The organism is Demequina sp. TMPB413 (assembly GCF_020447105.2).
Lineage (GTDB): Bacteria > Actinomycetota > Actinomycetes > Actinomycetales > Demequinaceae > Demequina.
Genome location: NZ_CP096184.1, coordinates 600,600 through 622,384 on the forward strand (window position 1 = coordinate 600,600; position 21,785 = coordinate 622,384).

Genomic DNA, 21,785 nt, shown 5'->3' on the forward strand with positions numbered 1-21,785 from the left:
GCGCTAGGTGGTCTTCTTGGGGACAGTGCCGCCGGTGGCGAGGCGCATCAGGTCCGACTCGAGGTCGATGCCCGTCTCCGTGCCGCCAGCGGAACCGAAGGCATGCTGGTAGTTCTGCCACGACTCGTCGCGCACCGCCTTCGCGAAGCCGGACTCCATCAGCAGCACCAGTTCGAGCGCTGCCCTGTCGATGCGACCGGTCAGGGCCTTGTCTTGCCAGTCCTCCGTAGCCGCGAACAGGCTGGTGGGCACGGTGAGCGTGCGCAAGTAGGCGAACAGCGAGCGCATCTCTTCATCCACCACGAGCGCGTGACGCGCTGTACCTGCCGTCGCGGCCAGGACGACCGGCTTGCCGATCAGTAGGTCGTTGTCGAGCACCTGGAAGAACGAGGTGAAAAGCCCCGAAGCGCCCGCCTTGTAGACGGGAGCGGCGGCGATGATGCCGTCGGCGTCCACCAGGGCGGCAATGGCGCGCTTGAAGCGCTCCCCAAAGTGCTGCGAAGCGAGGGCCGCGGGCAGTTCTGGGAGGAGTTCGCGCAAGTCGATCACGGTGGTGGTGACCTCGCGACCGCGGGCCTGGCCAAGGGCCCTGACTCGCGCGGCGGCACGGTCCGCGAGGAGTTTGGTGGACGACGGGTCGGACACGCCAGCATTGACGACGACGAGGTTGAGGGGTGAGGTCATGACAGTTCCTCTTCCGTACGGTTCAGGAGTGCGGCGAGCGCCGCGAGAGTGGACATCTGGTCGGGGGTGAGACGGGAGGCCATGGCGTCGGCGACGGAGCGGGCGTGTGCCCTTCCGACGCGCTGCTGAACTGCTCGGCCCTCCTCGGTGAGCGAGAGCAAGGTGGCCCGAGCGTCGGCCGGGTCTGGCTGGCGCGCAAGGAGCCCTCGCGCGACGAGGCGCTCTACCAGGCGCGATAGTCCCGGCTGGCTGAGCATCAGGTGACGGCCGAGCTCGCCAAGGCGTTGGGCGCTGGGGCATGTGGACAGCGTGTAGAGCACGTCGTATTCGTGCAGGGACACCTCGCACCACATGTCTTCTGCCGCAAAGCGCCGCATCAATGTCGCGTACGCACCCATGAGAGCCTCCCAAGCCTCATTGGCTTGGCGGACAGTGGTGGTCGCTTGGCTGGCTTCGTTGCGCGCGGCGGCCTCGACCGTGGTCATCACAGCGCCGGGTACGACGCGGTGACCTCCGCGTCGGTGTCCTGATAGGGGGAGGAGCCGGTGACGTTGTCGCCCCTGTTGGCGTTGGGGCGAGGTTGGCGGGGCTCGGCGTCTCCGTACTTGGCCTTGACGAGGCTTGCGTGCGTGGGGGCCTCGGCGGCGTCTGGGTCGCGGCGGCTCTCGAGTTCCTTGCGCAGCACGGGGACCACCTCTCCGCCCAGCAACTCGAGCTGGTCGAGGACCATCTCGACGGGCATTCCGGCATGGTCGACGAGGAACATCTGGCGCTGGTAGTCGCCGAATGTCTCCTGGAAGGTCAGCGTCTTGTCGATGACTTCCTGAACGGAGCCGACGCTGAGGGGGGTCTGGTCGGAGAACTCCTCCATCGTCGGCCCGTGTCCGTAGACAGGGGCCTCGTCAAAGTAGGGCCTGAAGGCGGCCTTGGCCTCTTGAGAGGTCTTGCCGATGAAGGCCTGGCCGCCGAGGCCGACGATCGCCTGCTTGGCGGTGCCGTGGCCGTAGTGCTCGAAGCGCTGACGGTAGAAGTCGATGAGCCGCTTGTAGTGCTCCTTCGGCCAGAAGATGTTGTTGGCGAAGTAGCCGTTGCCATAGAAGGCCGCCTGCTCCGCGATCTCTGGAGTGCGAATGGAGCCGTGCCAGACGAACGGCGGGACGTCGTCGAGCGGGCGCGGAGTCGAGGTGAAGCCCTGAAGCGGCGTGCGGAAGCTGCCTTCCCAATCCACGACGTCCTCGCGCCACAAGCGGTGCAACAGGTTGTAGTTCTCGAGCGCGAGCGGCAGGCCCTGCCGGATGTCTTGGCCGAACCACGGGTAGACGGGCGCGGTGTTGCCGCGGCCCAGCATCAGGTCCATGCGGCCCTTACTGAGGTGCTGGAGCATCGCGTACTCCTCGGCGATGCGCACAGGGTCGTTGGTGGTGATCAGCGTGGTCGACGTGGTGACGATGATGCGCTCGGTGAGCGCGGCGATGTGCGCAAGCAGGGTGGTGGGGGAGGACGAGAAGAAGGGCGGGTTGTGGTGCTCGCCGATCGCGAAGGCGTCGAGGCCGACCTCTTCTGCCTTGACCGCGATCTTGACGATGTTGGCGATGCGCTCCGCTTCTGTGGGTGTGACTCCTGTGAGCGGGTCGCGGGTGATGTCGCTGACGGACATGATGCCGAACTGCATGGGGGACTCCTTGTGGGGATACGGTCGCTGGTTATATGCGTCTGCATGTAATAACGCGCTGGGCTTTGAGGTATTCCCCTTGTGGTGCCGGTTCGCGCGGCGCCGCGAGTCCCGCGTGCGCCTATTGGTTTGCGAGTGCGAGGGTCGCGCGGGCGGCTCTCGTGAGTTCGACCCCATACGCGCGGCCGTGTCCCGCCGCGTGCACGGCGAGCGGGTGGAGCTGGTGGAGGGGGACGCGCTCTTGCCACCCTGTGAGTAGCGGGGCGACTGACTCGTAACCCCCGATGATGTTGTGGAGGTGCGGCACACCGAAGAGCGCCAGCATCGCGAGGTCCGTCTCTGCGTGACCGCCGTGCGCCGCGGGGTCGATGATGACGACGCCGCGCGGGCTGAACAACACGTTGCCGCCCCACAGGTCGCCGTGAATGCGGGAGGGAGGGGCGTCGTCGTCGAACTCGCCTTCCGCTACCGCCTCGCACGCTTGCTCGACGACGCGCAACTCGGACTCCGTGAGATTGCCCGCTTGGACCGCTGCCTGCGCGAAGGGGTGCACGCGACCCTCCGCGTAGAACTCTCCCCACGACTTGGACTGGATGCTCGGCATCTCGCGCCTGCCAATGAAGAGCGGGCCATCCCAACCTTCAGGTGGTGAGCCGAAGGTGGGCGCGCCCGCTTGGTGGGTCTTGGCGAGCCCGCGCCCGAACTCATGGGCGGCCTGCTGTGTCGGCGCTGCGTGCTCGACGCGTTCGAGTTCAATGCGACCAGGGGAGACGTCCACGACTGCGGCGACTCGCGCCCCGCCCGCCTGCTCGAGCCAACGAATGCCGGCCGCCTCCGCCTCGAAGAACCCAGGCGGGGCGTCTGCGCGTTGCTTGACGATGGTGTCCATCACCACCATGGTGCCATCCAGTAGGCGTCGGGCGAGTGGGGCGGTGTGGTTGGCGCGCGCCTCCCGACATCCGACACTCCGAACCGTTTCAGCCGCCGACGCGCGGTCAAGGGCCGCCTTGGTAGCTCGTGGATCGGCGTGTCGTGCTCAGATTGGTTCGTACCGTCGGGAGGGGCGCCCGGACTTTGATGCGCCCTGCCGACCGCGGGTGTCGGTTGGTGCGCCGCCTAGTGAGCAGGCGTGATGACCGCGGGAGGCGAGACGTCGCGGTGTCCGCGCCCCGTGAGCGAACCGGCCAGCAACACGACGGCGACGCCGGCAACCGGCACCAGCAGCAGGCCAACGCGCAGGCTCGTCGCGTCGGCGACGACGCCCACCAGAGGCGGCCCCACCAGGAACGACAACCGCAGCGCCCAGCTCACCATCGTGATACCCGTGCCAGGCTTGATCCCGGGGATCTCGTCCGACGCCGCGAAGGCCGCGGGGATCGTTGTCGCCACGCCAAGACCGGCCGCCGCGAAGCCCACCAAGGTGCCCGCCACCGTCGGCCAGGCCAACGCTACGCCCATGCCTACGGCGGTCAGCGCGCCGCCAGCCCTGGCCACGGCCTGATTGCCCCAACGGTCAACCAACTTGTCGCCGGCGAGGCGGCCCACAAAGTGCAGCGCCATCAGACTCACAAGCGCGTATCCGGCGAGCCGTTCGTCAACGCCAAGGTCCTCAGCCATATAGATCGACGACCAGGTGATCGCGGCATCCTCGGCAACTGCGCCAGCAATGGCCACCAACCCGAGCATGACCAAGGTGATCGCCGCCGCGCGCGGGATCCGGAAGCGGCGCCGAGGTGCATCGTCCGCCTCCTCGATCTCTTCGCGATCAACGCCCGTGGCGGGCCCAAGCATGAGGACCCGCGCCACCGCGGCCATCCCCAAGAAGAGCACGGCCGACAAACCGAGGTGGGCGCCCACGCTGAGCCCCAGCGCAATCGCGGCGCCACCAAGCAAACCGCCCAACGCGGCCCCGAGGGACCACATCGCGTGCAGCCCGTTGATGATCGAGCGGCCCAACTGCCGCTGCACGCCCATACCTTGAGCATTTTGCGCGACGTCGGTGTTGGCGTCGAGCGCACCATTGACAAACAAGAGCGCCGCAAACAGCAGCACGGCGGGGGAGACGCCGGCGCCCCAAATCACGAATGCCTGAACGGCAAGAGTCAGCGTCGCGAGCCTGGCAGAACCAAACCGTCGCAGCATCGCTCCCGACAGCAGACCTAGAGTGATGCCGCCAAGCGAACCGAACGCCCACGCCACACCAAAGCCCGTGTAGCTCAGTTCGAGCTGATCCTTGATCTCCGGCAGGCGTGGCACCAAGTTGGCCAACATGCCGCCGTTCGCGAGGAACAGCAGGCTGACGCCGATGCGCGCCTTCCGCAGGCGAGCCGGCTCAATGACCCGTTCGGTGGCCGTCATGAGGCGCTCACTTCGAACGGTCCCACCAGCAGGTCATCGAGCCGCGAGGATGGACCCACGAGCAGTTCGAAGGCGCCAGGCTCGACCACGCGGGAGCCGTCCGCCGCCACGATGGTGCAAGCCGAGGTGGGCACGGCGAGATCGACCACAGCCGACTCGCCAGGCGCGATCTCCACGTGCGCGAAAGACTTGAGCTCACGATCGGCCCAGGTAGCGGAGGTATTCACATCCCGAACATAGACTTGCACGGTCTCCATCGCAGTGCGACTGCCCGTGTTGGTGACCGTGACTCGCGCGCGCACCGCCTCGCTCGCAGTGAGTGAAGGTGTCAGCACCTCGAGGTCGCCGTACTCGACAGTCGAGTAGCTGAGACCCTCACCGAAAACCCACGCGGGCTCTTGAGTGAGGTCCGCGTAGCGATAGCCGTGCTGCGCATCGATCTGGTTGTAGTAGATGGGCTGCTGGCCTACGTGGCGCGGCCAGGAGATGGGCAGGCGTCCGCTCGGCTCGATCTCGCCGAACAGCAGTTCCGCGATGGCCTGGCCGCCGAGCATGCCTGGATTGGCGGCCCAGACGACGGCGGCGGCGCGATCGGCCGACGGGGGCAACACGTGCGGCTTCGAGGCCAGTACCACCAAGACGACGGGCGTGCCCGTCTCGACGAGCGCGTCCAGCAGCGTCACCTGACCGCCCAGCAGTTCGAGCGTGGCTGTCGAACGACCCTCGCCCACCAACTCGATGCGATCGCCCAAGACGGCCACCACGGCGTCGGCGCCTTGCGCGGCTGCGACGGCCTCGGCGATCATTGCCGGGTCTGGCTCGATCGGGAAGGCGATGTCGGGTCGGGGCTGGCCGTCGGGGAAGAACTCGCCGATGGGGTCCGGGCCGGTCGTGAGGATCTCGGCGCCCTTGGCATAGACCACCTCGCAGCCCTCTGGCGCGATGTCCCGCAGTCCGTCCAGCACGGTGGTGATCTGCTTGCGCGGCTGCCCGTTTGGCAGCCAGTGCGCCTGGCCGGAGTTGCCTGCCCAGTCGCCCAGCTGGGTGTCGGGGTCGTCGGCATTGGGCCCGACGACGGCGATCTTGGCGATGGGCTTGGCGGGGGCGGCGACGGCAGGGGCGGCGCCGGGAGAGGCGCCAAACGGGAGCACGCCGTCGTTGCGCAGCAGCACGAGCGAGCGGCGAGCGGCCTCAAGGTTGAGGGCCGTATGCGACGGCTGAGCAATGACGGTGCGCTGGCGCTCCACGTCGGGCAAGCGCGGGTTCTCGAACAGGCCGAGCTCGAACTTAAGCGTGAGGATGCGGCTCACGGCCTCGTCGATGCGGCGCTCGTCCAGGAGTCCCTGAGCCACGGCCGCCTGGGCGCCCTCGAAGAACGCTGGCGTGGTCATGATCATGTCGTTGCCGGCGTTCACGGCGGCCGCGGCCGCGTGGGCGTAGTCGGGGAAGAGCCGCTGTTCGCGCACCAGGTTGCCCACGTTGTCCCAGTCGGTGATGAGCATGCCTTTGTAGCCCCACTGGTCGCGCAACACATCGCCGAGCAGCCACTTATTGATCGTGATGGGCACGCCGTCGATCGCTTGGTAGCCGAGCATGAACGTCGCGCACCCTTCGCGCGCCGCCTTCTCGAACGGCGGCAGGAACCACGACTGCAGCTTGCGGCGCGAGATGTCCGCCTCGGAAGCGTCGCGCCCGCCTTGGGTCTCTGAGTATCCGGCGAAGTGCTTGGCGGTGGCAAGGATTGCGGTCGGATCGCCGAGGCCTGCGCCTTGGTAGCCGCGGATCATCGCTGCGGCCAGTTCGCCGATCAGGTGCGGGTCCTCACCGAAGGTCTCGCTCACGCGCCCCCAGCGAAGGTCGCGAGTGATGCACAGCACGGGGGAGAAGGTCCAGTGGATTCCCGTCGTCGCCACCTCGACAGCCGTCACGCGGCCGACGCGCTCAAGCAGTTCCTGATCGAAGCTCGCCGCGAGCCCCAGTTGGGTGGGGAAGATGGTGGCGCCCTCGAAGAAGGAGTGGCCGTGAATGCAGTCCTCTCCTACGAGCACGGGGATGCGCAGGCGCGTCTCCTCAATGAGCGCGGTGGCCGTCTCAAGCCCCTCTGGCGAGACGTGCAGGAGCGATCCCGCATGGAAGTCGCGGATCGGCGACTCCACTCCATGCTTGCCGTGGAGTTGCATCATCTGGCCCACCTTTTCGGCAAGCGTCATGCGCGATACAAGGTCGGCGACGCGCGCAGGCGTGGGCAGGGCAGGGTCGAGGTAGGGCGCAGTGTTCACATTGCTTTTTCTACCATGTGGTAGAAAAGATGGCAAGGAGGCCGATATGACGATCGACGGACGCGCAGTCAGGGGCGATGCCACGCGCCAAGTGGTGCTCGACGCCGCGCTCGAGCTGTTCGCCAAACAGGGCTTCCGCGCGACGTCTGTACGCGATGTCGCGGCGCGGGCGGGCATTACGCATCCTGGGCTTCTCTACCACTTTCCCACCAAAGAGGCGCTGCTGCTGGCCGCGCTGGAGCGGCGCGACGAAGTGGACTGCGTTGAACCGAGTGACGGGCTGATCGAGTTCCACGATCTGGATGGTCGCGCGCTGCTCGCCCACCTCGTCGCCGGTGCTGCGAAGAACGCGACCAAGCGGGGCCTCGTCGAGCTCTTTGCCAACCTGTCCGTGGAGTCGACGGCGCCTGATCACCCAGCTCGCCCCTACTTTGTTGACCGCTACGCCTCCCTGCGCGCCACGCTCGTCAGGGGCCTTGAGGAACTGGCCGACGAGCACGCGCTGCGGCCAGGGGTGGTGCCTGCCATCGCGGCCGCCCACCTGATTGCCCTCATGGACGGGCTACAGATCCAATGGCTGCTCGATGACCAGACCGACATGGCCGGTGCACTCAAGCACTACGTCGACGGCTTGCTGGTCGATCCGCTCGGCGCATTCTGAGGGCTGTCTAGTAGGCGAGGCGCCCTTTCTCGACCTGCACTGAGGCGCGAAACGTGCAAGTATCAGGAGTGTTGCACGAGTCGGTCTCTCTAGCGGATCACCCAGGGACACAGGTCCTGGGTCCCGGGACCGGGACCGTCCTACAGTCAGGGGTAAGCGCTGCCAAGCGTGCAGGTCCCCCACGACCTCGGATAGGAGAAAATCATGGCAACGAATTCACACGACAACGGCGTCACCACCGCCAAGGAATCCAAGTTGGGCTGGATCGTCCTGAGCCTCACCCGTATTTCCCTCGGGTTTGTGTTCCTCTGGGCATTCTTGGACAAGCTGCTGGCCCTCGGCTACTCGACCGGTAGGGACGCCGAAACCGGCGTCGTCGACTACTTCGGTCCCAAGGCCTGGATCAGCGGAGGTCACGTCACCGAGGGTTACCTCGTGTACGGCGGCAACCCCGACAGCCCCTTCAACGAATTCTTCGTCGAGCTCGGCACACAGCGCTGGACCGACTGGCCCTTCATGATCGGCCTGCTCGGCATCGGCCTGGCACTCATGCTCGGCATCGGTACCAAGATCGGTGCCTGGGCCGCGGCCGCGATGCTGATCTTCATGTACCTCACGCAGATGCTGCCCGCCAACAACCCCATCCTCGATGACCACATCGTCTACGCGCTTGCCGCGGTCGGCATTGTGTACGTCGAGCTCAAGTACCAGGCCATCGGCCTTGGTCGCTGGTGGCGCAACCTCGGCATCGTTCAGAAGAACGGCTGGCTCGTCTAGCATTTCTCAGGCGAAGGGCCGGTGCGCATCAAGCGCCCGGCCCTTTGTCATGCCCCCGGCCGACGCTGGCACGGGTCAGGCGGGCACCGCTGGCTGGGCCTTCGCTCGTCGCTCCTCGAGCAGCTCGTGGGTGACTACCCTCGCCACTTGCGGCACCAAGTCGCGGGAGCGCTTGGCCACCCACGGCACGCCGTTGTGGGTCATCCACCAGGCGCGCGAGATCAGCGAAGGTCCCGGCCCAGAAGGCACCACGGCGGCGGTTTGCGCGTAGCAGTGCGATACCTGACGTAGCGCTTCGAGGGCCAACGCACGGTGACCTCCAGGCGAAGGGTGAATCCTGTCGACGTGCCATGCGGAGGTGCCCAGCCGGGCGAACACCTCAGCGCCGTCGACCATGCGCACCCCGGTGCCGGCAATGGCGGCGCTAATCGCGGCATTGGCGAGACCAATCCGCCTGCCCATCACCGTAGACACGCGCCGCCCCAAGACCGAGAACGCGGCAATGCGATCCAGGCTGATCATCACGATCTGCCTCCCGGGCCGTTCGAAACGGCTGAGCGCATCGCGCAGGTGTTCCGTGATCTCTGCCGGGCTGAAGTCCCCTCGCAGCACGTCGTTGCCGCCGACTGTCATGAGGACGACGTCCGGTCGCGCCATGAGAGCCGTGGGTACTTGGGTGAGAGCGAGATCGCGAGCGCGCGTCCCGTTCGCGGCCAGGTTGGTGAACTCTGAAGCACCAATCGCGTAGGCGAGATGCGCAGCCCAGCCAGCGCCGATGCCGGGCAACGCGGAGTCGCCGACGCCAAGAGTGATGGAATCACCGAGTGCCACAACGCGTGGGCCCTGAGTTGGGCGCATGGTGGCGTCGGCTGTCATCACTGTCTCCTGTGGTCCCGTTCCTTCTCGACAGCGGCCAGTGCCGCTTCGTGGAGCGCGAGCATCTTGTCGATGGTCGCCGACCACGGCATCGTCTCGGCGCGGGCCCTCGCGGCAGCCCTGCGCGCGTCGGCGTCCCTGGCAAGAACCGTCTCGATCGCGTCGGCAAAAGCCTCGGCAGTGCCGTCGGCGGCCACGCCAGCGTCGTCCACTACTTCGGGCAAGGCCGACGCCGCGTTGACCACGGCGGGGGTACCGGATGCGAGCGCCTCGAGGGCGGCCAAACCGAAGGTCTCGATAGGGCCAGGGGCGACCACGACGTCGGCGCTAGCCAGCAGCCCCGCGAAGAGTTCGCGGTCCGTGACGAAGCCGAGGAACGTCACGGGCAGTCCCTGCGCCAGTTCCTGCATCTTGGCCGCGATGTTGCCCGTACCAGCGCTGACCAAGCGCACGGATCGACCGCGCGCCTCGAGAATCCGGATCGCCTCGATCGCAAGCTCGGGACGCTTCTCCGTCGAGAGCCGTGAGGCCATCAGTACGAGTGACTCGGCCCCTGCCGCGAAGCGATCGTGCACCTCGGTGCTCGCGTTACGGGGGTGATAGCGCTCAAGGTCGACGCCGAGCGGCACCTTCACCGAGTGCAGACCCGCCCGCGTGAACTCTGCCCGCGCATACTCCGTGGTGCACACCACCGTGGTGAACAGCCGGTGCGTGCCCCTGTTGTGCCAGTCGGCCATGCCCTCGACCGGCAGCCGCTCATCGAGCCATGACGGCAGGTTGGCGTGGAGGATGCCGTCCGCACGCTCGTGGGCGAAAAACGCCGACGGGATGCCGTGCGAGGACGCCCAGCCACCCAACGCGCGCAGGGTGGTGCGGTCGGAGACCTCGAGCACGTCGGGCGCAAAGCCGGTCAGGATCCCACGCACCTCCCGAGTGCGAGTGATGACCCGGTAGCCGCCGGAGAAGGGCACGATGGGCGCGCGCACCGTGATGCGCCGACCATATGGCGTCTGCTCGTCCGCGTCAGCCGGGCCAGGCACCACGAGCAACATCTCGTGACCGCGTTCCAGGTAGCCGGCGCCGAGCGCATGCATGGCCGTCCGCAGCCCGCCAGACGTGGGCCCATAGAAGTTCGCGATGTGGGCGATCTTCATGAGGGCGCCCCGTCCTTGCGGGAGTTGCGCGCCCTCGCCGACGCCACCTCGCCCGGCCGCCACGGCAAGCCGCGAAAGGCCTTGTCGTCCTCGGCGGCGAGCGCCGGCCGGTCGCCGCGAATCCTGGTCGCCTCGGCGTAATAGTCCATCAGCGCGTCGCACACCTTCTCCCAGGTGCGACCCTCAACCGACATGCGGCAGTGGGCGGAGAAGCGAGCGCGCAACTCTGCGTCGTCCACTAGCGTCGTCACGTAGCCGACCAGTTCGTCGAGTTGGCCGGGTGTGTAGAGGAAGCCTGTCTCGCCGTGGTCAACGAGGTCGATCGGGCCGCCCCTGCGCGGAGCGACCACCGGCACGCCGGAGGCGAGCGCCTCTTGGATGGTCTGGCAGAACGTCTCGACCTCACCGCAGTGCACAAAGATGTCGAAGCTCGCGACGGTTTCCGCGAGGTCGTCTCCCGTGAGGAAGCCGGTGAACCGGGCATCGGGCAGTAGCGCTCGCAGCTTCTCGTGGGACGGCCCCTCGCCCACAATGACGACGCTGATGCCGTCCACGTTCGCAAGCCTCGCCAGGTCCTCCACGCGCTTTTCGGCGGCGAGCCGCCCGACGTAGCCCACGACTACCTCACCATTTGGCGCCCACTCCTTTCGCAGGTCGGCAGAACGCTTGGAGGGGTGGAAGCGCGCCGCGTCGACGCCGCGCGGCCAGAGGCGCAGGCGTGGGACGCCCAATTGCTCCAACTGCCGCATCGCATACGTGGACGGCGCGAGCGTCAGGTCGGCGCGACCGTGAATATTGAGCACCCGGTTCCACAGGATGCCCTCGCCCCACGCCAAGTGGTAGCGGTCCGCGTAGCTAGGAATCTCGGTCTGATAGACGGCGACGCACGGCAGGTCGAGTTCGTTCGCCGCCCGTACCGCCGTCCACCCAAGAGTGAAGGGAGAGGCCAGGTGGACGATGTCGGGCTCGTACTCCTCGAGCACTCGCGAGATCTTACCCACGCCGCTGAGGGCGACCCTCACGTCCCTGTACCCGGGCCAGCCCATCGCGGGCAGCCGCGTGATGGACGCAATGCCATAGCGCACCGGCCCCTCGCTGCCCTTCGACTCCGGCGCGATCACCATCGCCTCGTCGCCGCGGGCGGTGAGGTGGTCGATCACGCGCAGCAGCGAGTTCGTCACGCCGTTCGAATGCGGCAGGAACGACTCGGCAACCAGAGCGACCTTCACGCCCTCATTGTGACCTACGTGAGGCTTTGGTGCCCGAACCGAGCATGCTCGGAAGGTGAAAGTTGGGTGACGAGCGAGTGACAATGGCCCCATGAAGTCTCGCGTTCTTGCCGCCCTGACCGCCGTGGCGAGTGCCGCCGTCGTGATGGTGGCCGCAGTCCCTGCCGCCGCTCACACGTCGCTCATCGACGTGCAGCCAGCCGAGGGTGAGACCGTCGCCGAGGGCACCACGGTCGCGTTGACGTTCTCCGAAGCGCTGCTCGAGCTTGGCACCGAGATGATCGTCACCGACGCTACTGGTGAGAGTTTCTCGTTGGTGGTCGAGCGGCCGCAGCCGGAGGTGGTTGCCGCGGAACTTCCGGCGCTTGCAGCCGGACCTGTGACCGTCTCTTGGCGGGTGGTGGCAGGAGACGGCCACCCGATCGAAGGCTCGCTTGCGTACGACTTCGCGGCCGACGCTGGTGCGGGGGACGACGCCGGCGCGGACGACGCAGAGGCGTCGGGCCAAGCGACCCAGGACGCTGGCGACCAGGCCGCGCCACCGTCGGCAAGCCCGACGCCCACCGCTTCCACGGACGTGGGTACGGAAGACGACTCGGACGGCGCCGACGGCGGTCTCAGTTGGCTTGTCTGGCTCGCCATTGCGGCCGCGGTTTTCGCCGCGACGGCTGCAGGGACCCTGATCACACGTCGCCGCTGAGGCGCGAGGAGAGGCCGTACGCCCGTGGGAACATGGGGGTATGGACTTGAAGCTCGGCACGCGCGGGAGCACGCTGGCCACCGCTCAATCGCGCACCCTGGCGGATGCGCTTACCCGCGTCGCTCGAGACCGCGGCGTTGAACTCAACATTGAGCTGCACATCGTCACCACGAGTGGCGACCAGTCCACCGAGCCTCTCGTGGGCTTGTCCCAGACGGGCGTGTTTGTGGCGGCAGTCAGGCAAGCGCTGCTCGACGGCGAGTGCGATCTGATCGTCCACTCGCTCAAGGACATGCCAGTCGCGCCTCAAGAGGGCATCACCCTCGCGGCGCTGCCGTTGCGCGAGGACTCCCGCGATGCACTGTGCTCAGGGGGCGTGGCGCTCGCCGACCTGCCTCAGGGAGCGAAGGTGGGCACGGGCTCACCGCGCCGCGCCGCGCAACTTCTCTCGCTGAGGCCGGACCTCGAGGTGGGGCCGCTCAGGGGAAACGTCGACACCCGCCTGGGCACGGTGGGCGATCGCAACGATGCGGTGGTGCTCGCGGTGGCGGGGCTCAAGCGCGTGGGGCGTGCCGACGCGATCAGTCACGTGTTCTCTTACGAGGAGATGCTGCCCGCTCCAGGCCAGGGCGCGCTCGCGATCGAGACCCTCGACAGCTTGAACCCGCAACTCGCGGACCTCATCTCGTCGCTTGACCACGCCAAGACCCGGGCGGCCGTCACAGCCGAACGCGCGGCGCTCGGAGTGCTGGATGCTGGCTGTGCCGCTCCCGTGGGCGCCCATGCCTCTGTCGACGGCGACACGCTCTCGCTGCACGTGCGCGCGATCGACGTGCGCGGAGGGTTGCAGCTCAACGAGATGGCGCGCGGGCCGGTTGCCCACGCCGCCTCGATCGGCCGTTCCGCAGCACATGCGCTCTTGGGGCGCGGGGCTGCGCGGCTTGTGGCCGCAACGTGAGTGATGCGCTCGCTGGCGTGCACGTGGTGGTGCCGGTCACGGAGGGCAGGCGCGAGCTTGCGCTGACGCTGAGGGGCCTGGGCGCGCGGGTGACGGAGGGCGAGTTCATCGTGATCGCGCCCACCGCCGACGCACACGCGCTTGCCGATGCGGCCGCCATGTGGTGCCGTGGCGACTACGACTGGTTGGCGGTGACGAGCCGCAATGCCCTGAGCGCGCTTGCTGTCGCCGCAGGGAGCGCGGGCGGCGATCTGTCGGCGCCCATGCCTCCCGCGAGGCTCGCCGTGGTGGGCAAGGCGACCGCACGCGCGGCAGCCGAGCTGGGTCTTGAGGTGGCCTTGCGCCCCGCACGCCAGCAGTCAGCCGCAGGCCTGGTGGCAGAGTTCCCCGACGGCCCCGGTCGCGTCTTGGCGCCGCTGGGCAACCTGGCAGGCGACGTACTCGAGCGCGGCCTCGCCCGCAAGGGGTGGGACGTGGACGCCGTCGAGGCGTACCGGACCATTGACGGACCAGGCTTGGACGACGCAGCGGTGACTGCCGTCCGCAACGGCGAGGTGGACGCGGTCGTTCTCACCTCGGGCTCCATGGCGCGGCGCTTCGCGACGCAATGCGGCCAGGTGCCCGCCCGCGTGGCCATCGTCGCGATCGGGGCGACCACGGCGTCGGTCGCGCGCGAGGCAGGACTGAACGTGGCGACGGTGGCAGGCACGCCAGACTATGAAGGAGTGGTGATGGCCTTGCGCCGCGCCATGGAAGGAGACGGCGCATGATGGGTGACATCGCATGACGGGCCACATGGAACGCCCAAGGCGCTTGCGCTCAACGCCAGCGATGCGCCGGATGGTGCGCGAGACCAGGCCGCACGCTGCGCAGCTGGTGCTGCCGGTCTTCGCCAAGGAAGGCCTCGAGCAGTCCAAGCCCATCGCGTCGTTGCCTGGTGTCTCCCAACTTCCGCTCGGCGACGTGCGCGGCGTGGTCGAGCAGGCGGTCGCCGCTGGCATCAGCGGGATCATGCTCTTTGCGATTCCCGAGGTGCGGGACGAGGAGGGGAGCGCAGCGTGCGCCTCCGACGGGATCCTCAACGCCGCGATCCGCGAGGCGGCCGACGCCGCCAACGGGCGCATCGTGATCATGGCCGACCTCTGCCTCGACGAGTTCACCTCCCACGGCCACTGCGGCGTGCTCGACGTGAACGGCACGGTGGACAACGACGCCACGCTCGCGGTGTACGAGCGCATGGCGGTGGCGCAGGCCGACGCTGGTGCCGACGTGCTGGGCCTGAGCGGCATGATGGACGGCCAGGTCGCCGCAGTACGAGGCGCGCTCGAGCGGGCCGGTCACCAGGACGTCGTGGTGCTTGCCTACTCGGCCAAGTACGCGTCGGCGTTCTACGGGCCCTTCAGGGACGCGGTGGAATCGAGCCTCGAAGGCGACCGCCGCACCTACCAAATGGACCCAGGTAACGCTCGTGAGGGTGTGCGCGAGGCGCAACTCGACCTCGCGCAGGGCGCCGACGTCATCATGATCAAGCCCGCCCTGCCGTACCTGGACGTGATGGCGGCCGTCGCCGCCGTCTCGGACGTGCCTGTTGCGGCGTACCACGTCTCCGGCGAGTACGCCCAGATCGAGGCGGCCGCCGCGAACGGCTGGATCGACCGCAAGGCCGCCCACCTCGAGGCGCTCACCTCGATGGTGCGAGCGGGCGCCGACATCGTGCTGACATACGCCGCGCTGGACTTGGCCGCGTGGCTGGGGGAGGAATCATGAGACTCAATCGCCACGCCTTTGCGCGCGCCATGAAGGTGGCTGCGCTGCGCACCGACAAGGGAGCGCGCGGCTGGAACGCGCGGGCAGAGGACGTGCTGCCCGGCGGCGTCAACAGCCCGGTGCGCGCCTGGAACGGAGTGGGCGGGCACCCACTGCCCATTACCTCCGCGCGCGGCGCCACCATTACCGACGCTGCGGGTCACACACGGATCGACCTGGTGGGTTCATGGGGAGCGGCCATCGCAGGCCACGCTCACCCTCACGTGGTGGCCGCCGTCACTAAGGCGGCCAAGCGTGGCCTCAGCTTTGGCGCGACCGCCGAGGCGGAGGTGGAACTCGCCGAGGTCATTCGCAGCCGCATCGCCCCCGCCGCCAAGGTGCGCCTGGTCTCGACCGGCACCGAGGCCACGATGACGGCCCTCCGGATTGCGCGCGCCGCCACCGGCCGCGACAAGGTGGTCAAGTTCTCCGGTTGCTACCACGGCCACGCCGATCCGTTCCTGGTCGCGGCTGGCTCGGGCCTCGCGACCGCGGGAGTGCCAGACAGCGCAGGGGTCACGGCCACCACGGCAGCCGACACCATCGTCATTCCTTATGGCGACGCCGACGCGCTCACGGCTGCCTTCGCCGAGCACGGCCAGAGCATCGCCGCGATTATCGCCGAGGCGGCTCCAGCCAACATGGGAGTGGTGCGCCCGCCCGACGGCTTCAACGCGCTCATCGCCTCGCTTGCCCGCAACGAGGGCGCCGTGTTCATCCTCGACGAGGTGCTGACCGGCTTCCGGGCGGGCCCGCGCGGTTGGTGGGGAGTCGAGCACGACGAGGCAGTCGAGCGCGGCGAACAACCATGGGAGCCGGACCTCATCACCTATGGCAAGGTCATCGGCGGGGGACTGCCGGTCGCCGCGATCGCGGGACGCGCGGACCTGATGGACATGCTCGCTCCCGTCGGCCCCGTCTACCAGGCGGGCACCCTGTCGGGAAACCCCGTCGCGGTGGCCGCAGGGCTTGCGACCTTCGAGGTCATGGACGCCGACGCCTACGCCAGGCTCGCGCTCGCGGCCGACGCCGTACGCGAGGGGGTCGGCGAGGCGCTCACGGCCTCGGGAGTGACGCACGCGGTGGGTCAGGCGGGCACCTTGTTCTCGTTCTTCTTGGGGCTCGAGGCGTCGCCAACCTCGTTCGAGCAGGTGGCCGCGCAGGACGCCGCTTCCTACTCCTCGCTGTTCCATCACATGCGCGCCGCGGGGGTCGCTTTGCCGCCCAGCGCGTTCGAATCATGGTTTGTTTCGGCCGCTCATGAGGAGCGCGTAACACGCCGGATCGTGGACGCGGCGGGCTCTTGGCGCCCTTAGTCACATAAAACGCCTGGTAAATAGCCGACCTCATAACCGGGACGAAAGTCCCGCCATTCTTCTCACGCGCGCACGCTCGGCGCCGTGAGACAGAAGTAGCGCACGATTCACACGCGCCGCCTCCCGGCGAAACATCACCTCCCTAGCGTGGACAACGTCCGGTCCCCATGAGGTGCCGTCAGTCCCGACGGCCCCATCGGACAGTCCTGGGAGGGGCAATCATGACCACTTACGACAAGCCAGACGCGAGGGTCGTCGATGTCGAACCCGGCGTCGTCGGCCCCGGCCGTTGGATCGAGCACTGGACTCCAGAAAACGAGCTGTTCTGGGAGGCCAAGGGCAAGGCAATCGCCTTCCGCAACCTCGTGTTCTCGATCGTTGCAGAACACATCGGCTTCTCCGTATGGCTGCTGTGGTCCATCGTGGTCGTCAAGCTGTACGGCACCTTCGACGAGTCGGGCGCCTTGGTCGCGGCGGGCTCTGGCGGTTGGGCGCTGACCCCAAGCCAAGGCTTCACGTTGCTGGCCGTGGCCTCCGGTGTGGGCGCGTTCCTGCGCGTTCCCTACACCTTCGCCGTGCCGCTCTTTGGCGGCCGCAACTGGACGGTCATCTCGGCCCTGCTGCTGCTCGTCCCGACGCTAGGCCTCGCGTGGGTGGTCGGCCGCCCAGAGACCTCCTTCGCCGTGTTGCTGCTGATCGCGGCGACGGCAGGCTTCGGCGGCGGCAACTTCGCCTCCTCGATGGCCAACATCTCGTTCTTCTACCCCGACAAGGAGAAGGGCTGGGCGCTCGGCCTCAACGCGGCTGGCGGCAACATCGGGGTTGCGGTGGCTCAGAAGCTCGTGCCCGTCGCGATCGGCCTTGGCGGACTCGGCCTGGCCAACGCCGGACTCATCTATGTACCTCTCGCGGTGGCAGCCGCGGTGCTCGCGTTCCTCTTCATGGACAACCTGCGCGAGGCCAAGGCCGACCCCAAGCCCACCGCCGCCTCGCTCAAGCACGGCCACACGTGGCTCATGGCGTTCCTGTACATCGGCACGTTCGGCTCGTTCATCGGCTACTCCGCGGCCTTCCCGACGCTGCTCAAGGTGGTCTTCGAGCGCGGCGACATCGCCCTGGCGTGGGGGTTCCTGGGTGCCCTCGTGGGTTCGATTTCCCGGCCGATCGGCGGGCGCCTTGCCGACCGCATCGGCGGCTCGGTGGTCACCGCCGTCACGTTCGTGCTCATGGCCGTCGCGGGGTACTCGGCCGTGCTGGGAGTCCAGCAGGAGTCGCTCGGGCTGTTCTTTGTGAGCTTCATGGCGCTGTTCGCCCTCACCGGCATCGGCAACGGCTCGACCTACCGGATGATCCCGTCGATCTTCAATCGCATTCACCAGGACGGTGGCGAGGACACTGACGCGTCGAGGCTTGACTCCAAGCGCCAGGCGGCAGGCGCGGTGGGCATCATCTCGGCCGTCGGCGCCTTTGGCGGCTTCGCGATCCCGTTCGTCTACAAGTGGGCGAACGAGACCACAGGGACCATCGTGCCCGCCCTGCAGATTTACATCGGGGTGTTCCTGTTCATGGCGGCATTGACGGCGGTGTTCTACCTCCGCAAGGGCGCCCGGATGCAGCACGTCTGACATGGCGGACACGATTGCAGTGACGGCGTCGCTGGGGGCTCACGCTCCCGGCGGCGCCGTCGCGACCCATTGCCCCTATTGCGCGTTGCAGTGCGCGCAGACGCTCACGCCGACGTCGGGGTCGCGTCTTCCCGTGGCGGTCGAGGGGCGTGAGTTCCCCACCAATAAGGGCGGGATGTGCCAGAAGGGGTGGACCTCGCCCGAGGTGTTGCGCGCCTCCGACAGGCTCACCGCGCCGCTGATTCGCGACGAGCGCGGGGGAGCGTTGCGCGAGGCGACGTGGGACGAGGCGCTCGACCTGATCGCCACGCGGCTGACTCGGATCCAGGCGGATCACGGCCGCGACGCCGTCGCCGTGTTCGGGGGCGGCGGCCTCACCAACGAGAAGGCCTACGCGCTGGGCAAGTTCGCGCGGGTCGCGCTCGGCACGCCGTACATCGACTACAACGGCCGCTTCTGCATGTCCTCCGCCGCGGCCGCCGCAAATCGGACCTTCGGGATGGATCGCGGGCTCGGCTTCCCGCTGGCTGACCTTGGCGGCGCCGACGCGGTGCTCATCATGGGCTCCAACGTCGCGGTGACCATGCCTCCCCTGGTGCAGCACTTGGCGGGCGTGCGCGAGCGCGGCGGACTGATCTACGTGGACCCTCGCGTGACCGCGACGTCGCGACTGGCTGAGGACGGCCGCGGGCTCCACCTGCAGATCGTGCCTGGCACCGATATGGCCGTGCTGCTGACCCTGCTGCACGTGCTGATCGATGAGGGACTCACCGACGAGTCGTACCTCGCAGAGCGCACGAGCGGTTGGGAGGCGGTGCGCGCCTCCGTCAGCCAGTGGTGGCCCGAGCGCGCCGAGGCGGTCACCGGCGTTCCCGCCGAGAAGCTCCGCGCCACGGCGCGCCTGCTCGCGGCGGCCTCGCCCTCTCGCGGCGGCAAGGGTGCCTACATCCTCACCGGTCGAGGGCTCGAGCAGATGGCGTCGGGCACCGACGCTGTCTCTGCGGCGATCAACCTCGCACTCGCACTCGGCCTGCCGGGACGCGTCGGCTCCGGCTACGCGCCCGTGACCGGTCAGGGCAACGGTCAGGGGGGTCGCGAGCACGGCTTGAAGGCCGACCAACTGCCCGGCTACTCGTTGATTTCCGACCCGGCGCGGCGCGACCACGTGGCCGGAGTGTGGGGAGTGGACCCTGACACGCTCCCTGGCCCTGGCGTCCCAGCGGTCCAGTTGCTGGCGAGTCTTGGCACTCCCGCTGCTCCAGGCACCCCCGGCACGTCGGGCAAGCCGGGCATCCCAGGGACCCCTGCCGGGCCCAAGGCGCTGCTGGTGCACGGCTCCAACGTGGTGGTCTCCGCGCCCAATGCCGACGAAGTGACGCGCTCGCTCCAGAGCCTCGACTTCCTGGTGGTGGCCGACGTGGTTCACTCCGAGACGGCGTCCTACGCCGACGTGGTGCTGCCCGTCACCCAATGGGCTGAAGAGGAGGGCACCATGACCAACCTTGAGGGTCGAGTCCTTCGCCGCCGCAAGGCGGTCGACGCCCCCGGTCAGGCCAAGAGCGAGCTGTGGGTGCTGGCGGAACTTGCGCGACGCCTGGGATGCGCCGCGGCGTTTCCCACGGAGGCGTCGGACGTGTTCGACGAACTCGCGAAGGCGTCGGCCGGGGGCGTGGCCGACTACTCCGGCATCACCTACTCCCGGCTCGACGCCGGCGAGCAGCTCCACTGGCCGTGCCCGGCGTCGGACGGAGCCGACCACCCTGGCACCGAGCGGGTGTTCCTCGACCGCTTCGCCAAGCCAGACGGCCTGGCCCACATGGTGGCCGTGCGCTACCAGGGACCGCGCGACGACGTCCGCGCCTCCGCGACGCTCTACCTGGTCACCGGCAGGGTCTTGGCGCACTACCAATCAGGAGCGCAGACGAGGAGGGTCGCGGAGCTGGCCGCCGCCGAGCCGGAGGCGTACGTGCAGATTCACCTCGCAGCCGCCGCAGACCTCGGCGTCGAGGAGGGGGATTTGGTGACCGTGACGTCGACGCGAGGGAGCGTCGTGGTGCCCGCCAGATTGTCCGCGGACGTGCGTCCAGACACCGTGTTCATGCCCTTCCACTGGGCCGGCAGTGCCAACGTGCTCACGAATGACGCCGTGGACCCGGTGTCAGGAATGCCCGAGTTCAAGGTGTGCGCCGTCTCGGTCGAGCGCTTTGCCCAGGAGGCCGCGGCATGAGGCGCATCGTGGTGATCGGTCACGGCATGGTGGGCAGCCGCTTTGTCGAGGACCTGGTGGCGGCCGACGAAGACGTGCACGTCACGATCCTGGGCAAGGAGGACGTGCCCGCCTACAACAGGGTGCTGCTGTCCTCCGTGGTCGCCGGTTCCAAGAATCCCGAGGTGCTCGACATTGCCGCGCCAGCGCACTCGCGCGTGTGGGTGCTGACGGGAGTGCACGCCGCGAGCATCGATCGCGAGCTGATGATCGTGACCGACTCGACGGGCCGCAAGCACCCGTACTCGAGCCTGGTGATCGCGGCGGGTTCCGTTGCGCGCGTCCCACCCATTCACGGCGTGGCAGATCAAGACGGACTGATACCAGGGGTGTTCGTGCTCAAGGACATGGCGGACGCGCAGGGGATCGTGGCAGCGGCTGCGACGGCCCGACGCGCGGTCGTGTTGGGCGCAGGAGTGTTGGGCCTCGAGGTCGCCACGGGGCTGGCATCGCGCGGGCTCTCCGTGCGACTGGTGCACATCGCCGACCGCCTGATGGAGCGCCACTTGGGCTGGGAGGCGTCGGCGGTCGCTCAATCTAGCCTTCTGAAGCTCGGCATCGAGTCCCACACCGGCGCCTCACTGTCCCGCGTGGTGACAGCCAAGGGGCGGGTCACCGCCGTGCGGCTCGAGGACGGCTCCGAGGTGGCGACCGACATGGTCGTGATGTGTGCCGGCACCATCCCCGAGACCTCGCTGGCACGCGCAGCCGGGCTCGAGTGCGACAGGGGAGTCGTGGTCGACGCGGACCTCCGCACGAGTGACCCCCACATCTTCGCGATCGGCGACTGCGCTCAGCCGCCAGGCGGCGGGCGTGGCTTGGTGGCGCAAGGGTGGGAGCAGGCGCGCACGCTCGTGGGCGTGCTGACCGGCCAGGCGAGCGTCACGGCGCAGGCCGAGACGACGAGCGACATCGTGCGCGTCAAGGCCGCTGGCATGGCGATGGTCACCATGGGCATCTGCGGCGACTTCGACCGCTCCGACCCCCGCTACCGGGTGCTCAGCCTGAAGGACCCCGAGGGAGGGCGCTACGTGGAGGTCGTCGTCTCCGGCGGCCACCTCGTGGGTGCGACGTGCATCGGCGATGCGGACGTGGCCGCGACCCTCAGCGCGCTCTACACGCGCCAACTGCCCGTGCCTTCCGACCCCGCGCAACTCATGATTCGCGCGCTGGCCGGGGGAGGCGTCGGCGCCGCGACGCGCGATCCTGGGGACGTGCAAGACGCGGACCAGGTCTGCAACTGCAACACCGTGACCGCCGGCCAGATCCGCCACGCCATCGGCGACGGCTGCGACAGCGTCGGCGCCATTGCCAAGGCAACCCGCGCCACCACCGGCTGCGGAGACTGCACCTCGCTAGTGGCAGGGATTCTCGCCTGCCACCCATCGACCAACGAGCCCGCCGCGGCCGTCAAAGGAGCATGA

Annotated in this window: 19 protein-coding genes; 10 read left to right on the forward strand and 9 right to left on the reverse strand. The window is 68.3% G+C overall.

Annotated elements, in window-relative coordinates; translation table 11 throughout:
* Positions 1–3: 3 nt before the first annotated feature.
* From LGT36_RS02865 to LGT36_RS02890, 6 genes are all read right to left on the reverse strand, one after another.
* Positions 4–684, reverse strand: coding sequence for a CE1759 family FMN reductase (locus LGT36_RS02865; RefSeq protein ID WP_226264582.1), 681 nt, complete (start codon positions 682–684; stop codon positions 4–6).
* Positions 681–1,169 (reverse strand): MarR family winged helix-turn-helix transcriptional regulator, encoded by a 489-nt coding sequence (locus tag LGT36_RS02870; protein ID WP_226096897.1) that lies wholly within the window; start codon positions 1,167–1,169, stop codon positions 681–683. Before LGT36_RS02870 ends, LGT36_RS02865 begins: the two co-directional genes overlap by 4 nt.
* The gene (locus tag LGT36_RS02875; protein WP_226096896.1) at positions 1,169–2,356 is read right to left on the reverse strand and encodes an LLM class flavin-dependent oxidoreductase; all 1,188 of its coding nucleotides are present in this window, start codon (positions 2,354–2,356) and stop codon (positions 1,169–1,171) included. The genes LGT36_RS02870 and LGT36_RS02875 overlap by 1 nt, the downstream gene beginning before the upstream one ends.
* Before the next feature lie 121 nt (positions 2,357–2,477).
* Positions 2,478–3,245 carry a fructosamine kinase family protein gene (locus LGT36_RS02880; RefSeq protein ID WP_226096895.1) on the reverse strand — a complete coding sequence of 256 codons (768 nt, stop codon included), beginning with the start codon at positions 3,243–3,245 and terminating at the stop codon, positions 2,478–2,480.
* Positions 3,246–3,472: 227 nt separating this feature from the next.
* Positions 3,473–4,714, reverse strand: a complete 1,242-nt coding sequence (locus LGT36_RS02885; RefSeq protein WP_226096894.1) for an MFS transporter — start codon at positions 4,712–4,714, stop codon at positions 3,473–3,475.
* Entirely contained in the window at positions 4,711–6,993 is a 2,283-nt protein-coding gene (locus LGT36_RS02890) for a glycoside hydrolase family 3 N-terminal domain-containing protein (RefSeq protein WP_226096893.1), read from the reverse strand. The genes LGT36_RS02885 and LGT36_RS02890 overlap by 4 nt, the downstream gene beginning before the upstream one ends.
* 46 nt (positions 6,994–7,039) lie before the next feature.
* Here LGT36_RS02890 and LGT36_RS02895 point away from each other — a divergent pair, with 46 nt between their 5' ends.
* Together LGT36_RS02895 and LGT36_RS02900 are read left to right on the forward strand one after the other, a co-directional pair.
* A complete protein-coding gene (locus tag LGT36_RS02895) occupies positions 7,040–7,654 on the forward strand; it encodes a TetR/AcrR family transcriptional regulator (RefSeq protein ID WP_226096892.1) in 615 nt (204 codons plus the stop codon).
* A 204-nt stretch (positions 7,655–7,858) separates the two neighbouring features.
* Entirely contained in the window at positions 7,859–8,431 is a 573-nt protein-coding gene (locus LGT36_RS02900; RefSeq protein ID WP_226096891.1) for a hypothetical protein, read from the forward strand.
* Between the two features lie 75 nt (positions 8,432–8,506).
* On the opposite strand, the gene LGT36_RS02905 is transcribed toward LGT36_RS02900, so the two are convergent.
* Genes LGT36_RS02905 through LGT36_RS02915 form a run of 3 tightly spaced genes read right to left on the reverse strand, consistent with a single transcriptional unit; the run spans position 8,507 to position 11,690 of the window.
* Positions 8,507–9,307 carry an SGNH/GDSL hydrolase family protein gene (locus tag LGT36_RS02905; RefSeq protein ID WP_226096890.1) on the reverse strand — a complete coding sequence of 267 codons (801 nt, stop codon included), beginning with the start codon at positions 9,305–9,307 and terminating at the stop codon, positions 8,507–8,509.
* Positions 9,307–10,461: a glycosyltransferase gene (locus LGT36_RS02910; RefSeq protein ID WP_226096889.1), complete on the reverse strand. Its 1,155-nt coding sequence runs from the start codon at positions 10,459–10,461 to the stop codon at positions 9,307–9,309. Before LGT36_RS02910 ends, LGT36_RS02905 begins: the two co-directional genes overlap by 1 nt.
* A complete protein-coding gene (locus tag LGT36_RS02915; RefSeq protein ID WP_226096887.1) occupies positions 10,458–11,690 on the reverse strand; it encodes a glycosyltransferase family 1 protein in 1,233 nt (410 codons plus the stop codon). The genes LGT36_RS02910 and LGT36_RS02915 overlap by 4 nt, the downstream gene beginning before the upstream one ends.
* Positions 11,691–11,781: 91 nt before the next feature.
* On the opposite strand from LGT36_RS02915, the gene LGT36_RS02920 reads away from it, so the two are divergent.
* From LGT36_RS02920 to LGT36_RS02955, 8 genes are all read left to right on the forward strand, one after another.
* On the forward strand, positions 11,782–12,390 hold the full coding sequence (locus LGT36_RS02920) for a copper resistance CopC family protein (RefSeq protein ID WP_226096886.1): 609 nt from the start codon (positions 11,782–11,784) through the stop codon (positions 12,388–12,390).
* A 40-nt stretch (positions 12,391–12,430) separates the two neighbouring features.
* On the forward strand, positions 12,431–13,348 hold the full coding sequence (hemC, locus tag LGT36_RS02925; RefSeq protein WP_226096885.1) for a hydroxymethylbilane synthase: 918 nt from the start codon (positions 12,431–12,433) through the stop codon (positions 13,346–13,348).
* Positions 13,345–14,118 (forward strand): uroporphyrinogen-III synthase, encoded by a 774-nt coding sequence (locus tag LGT36_RS02930; RefSeq protein WP_226096884.1) that lies wholly within the window; start codon positions 13,345–13,347, stop codon positions 14,116–14,118. Before hemC ends, LGT36_RS02930 begins: the two co-directional genes overlap by 4 nt.
* Positions 14,119–14,143: 25 nt before the next feature.
* The gene (gene hemB / locus LGT36_RS02935; protein WP_370634258.1) at positions 14,144–15,115 is read left to right on the forward strand and encodes a porphobilinogen synthase; all 972 of its coding nucleotides are present in this window, start codon (positions 14,144–14,146) and stop codon (positions 15,113–15,115) included.
* Positions 15,112–16,470, forward strand: a complete 1,359-nt coding sequence (locus LGT36_RS02940) for a glutamate-1-semialdehyde 2,1-aminomutase (RefSeq protein ID WP_370634257.1) — start codon at positions 15,112–15,114, stop codon at positions 16,468–16,470. The genes hemB and LGT36_RS02940 overlap by 4 nt, the downstream gene beginning before the upstream one ends.
* 221 nt (positions 16,471–16,691) lie before the next feature.
* Positions 16,692–18,095: an MFS transporter gene (locus LGT36_RS02945; RefSeq protein ID WP_226096882.1), complete on the forward strand. Its 1,404-nt coding sequence runs from the start codon at positions 16,692–16,694 to the stop codon at positions 18,093–18,095.
* Between the two features lies 1 nt (position 18,096).
* A complete protein-coding gene (locus tag LGT36_RS02950; RefSeq protein ID WP_226096881.1) occupies positions 18,097–20,322 on the forward strand; it encodes a molybdopterin oxidoreductase family protein in 2,226 nt (741 codons plus the stop codon).
* On the forward strand, positions 20,319–21,785 hold the full coding sequence (locus tag LGT36_RS02955) for an FAD-dependent oxidoreductase (protein WP_226096880.1): 1,467 nt from the start codon (positions 20,319–20,321) through the stop codon (positions 21,783–21,785). Before LGT36_RS02950 ends, LGT36_RS02955 begins: the two co-directional genes overlap by 4 nt.

What these genes read in the sequence shown, in the direction of transcription:
- LGT36_RS02865 (WP_226264582.1), bottom strand. Translation starts at nt 684, where the DNA reads ATGACCTCACCCCTCAACCTCGTCGTCGTCAATGCTGGCGTGTCCGAC.
- LGT36_RS02870 (WP_226096897.1), bottom strand. Translation starts at nt 1,169, where the DNA reads ATGACCACGGTCGAGGCCGCCGCGCGCAACGAAGCCAGCCAAGCGACC.
- LGT36_RS02875 (WP_226096896.1), bottom strand. Translation starts at nt 2,356, where the DNA reads ATGCAGTTCGGCATCATGTCCGTCAGCGACATCACCCGCGACCCGCTC.
- LGT36_RS02880 (WP_226096895.1), bottom strand. Translation starts at nt 3,245, where the DNA reads ATGGACACCATCGTCAAGCAACGCGCAGACGCCCCGCCTGGGTTCTTC.
- LGT36_RS02885 (WP_226096894.1), bottom strand. Translation starts at nt 4,714, where the DNA reads ATGACGGCCACCGAACGGGTCATTGAGCCGGCTCGCCTGCGGAAGGCG.
- LGT36_RS02895 (WP_226096892.1), top strand. Translation starts at nt 7,040, where the DNA reads ATGACGATCGACGGACGCGCAGTCAGGGGCGATGCCACGCGCCAAGTG.
- LGT36_RS02900 (WP_226096891.1), top strand. Translation starts at nt 7,859, where the DNA reads ATGGCAACGAATTCACACGACAACGGCGTCACCACCGCCAAGGAATCC.
- LGT36_RS02905 (WP_226096890.1), bottom strand. Translation starts at nt 9,307, where the DNA reads ATGACAGCCGACGCCACCATGCGCCCAACTCAGGGCCCACGCGTTGTG.
- LGT36_RS02910 (WP_226096889.1), bottom strand. Translation starts at nt 10,461, where the DNA reads ATGAAGATCGCCCACATCGCGAACTTCTATGGGCCCACGTCTGGCGGG.
- LGT36_RS02920 (WP_226096886.1), top strand. Translation starts at nt 11,782, where the DNA reads ATGAAGTCTCGCGTTCTTGCCGCCCTGACCGCCGTGGCGAGTGCCGCC.
- hemC (WP_226096885.1), top strand. Translation starts at nt 12,431, where the DNA reads ATGGACTTGAAGCTCGGCACGCGCGGGAGCACGCTGGCCACCGCTCAA.
- hemB (WP_370634258.1), top strand. Translation starts at nt 14,144, where the DNA reads ATGGAACGCCCAAGGCGCTTGCGCTCAACGCCAGCGATGCGCCGGATG.
- LGT36_RS02940 (WP_370634257.1), top strand. Translation starts at nt 15,112, where the DNA reads ATGAGACTCAATCGCCACGCCTTTGCGCGCGCCATGAAGGTGGCTGCG.
- LGT36_RS02945 (WP_226096882.1), top strand. Translation starts at nt 16,692, where the DNA reads ATGACCACTTACGACAAGCCAGACGCGAGGGTCGTCGATGTCGAACCC.
- LGT36_RS02950 (WP_226096881.1), top strand. Translation starts at nt 18,097, where the DNA reads ATGGCGGACACGATTGCAGTGACGGCGTCGCTGGGGGCTCACGCTCCC.
- LGT36_RS02955 (WP_226096880.1), top strand. Translation starts at nt 20,319, where the DNA reads ATGAGGCGCATCGTGGTGATCGGTCACGGCATGGTGGGCAGCCGCTTT.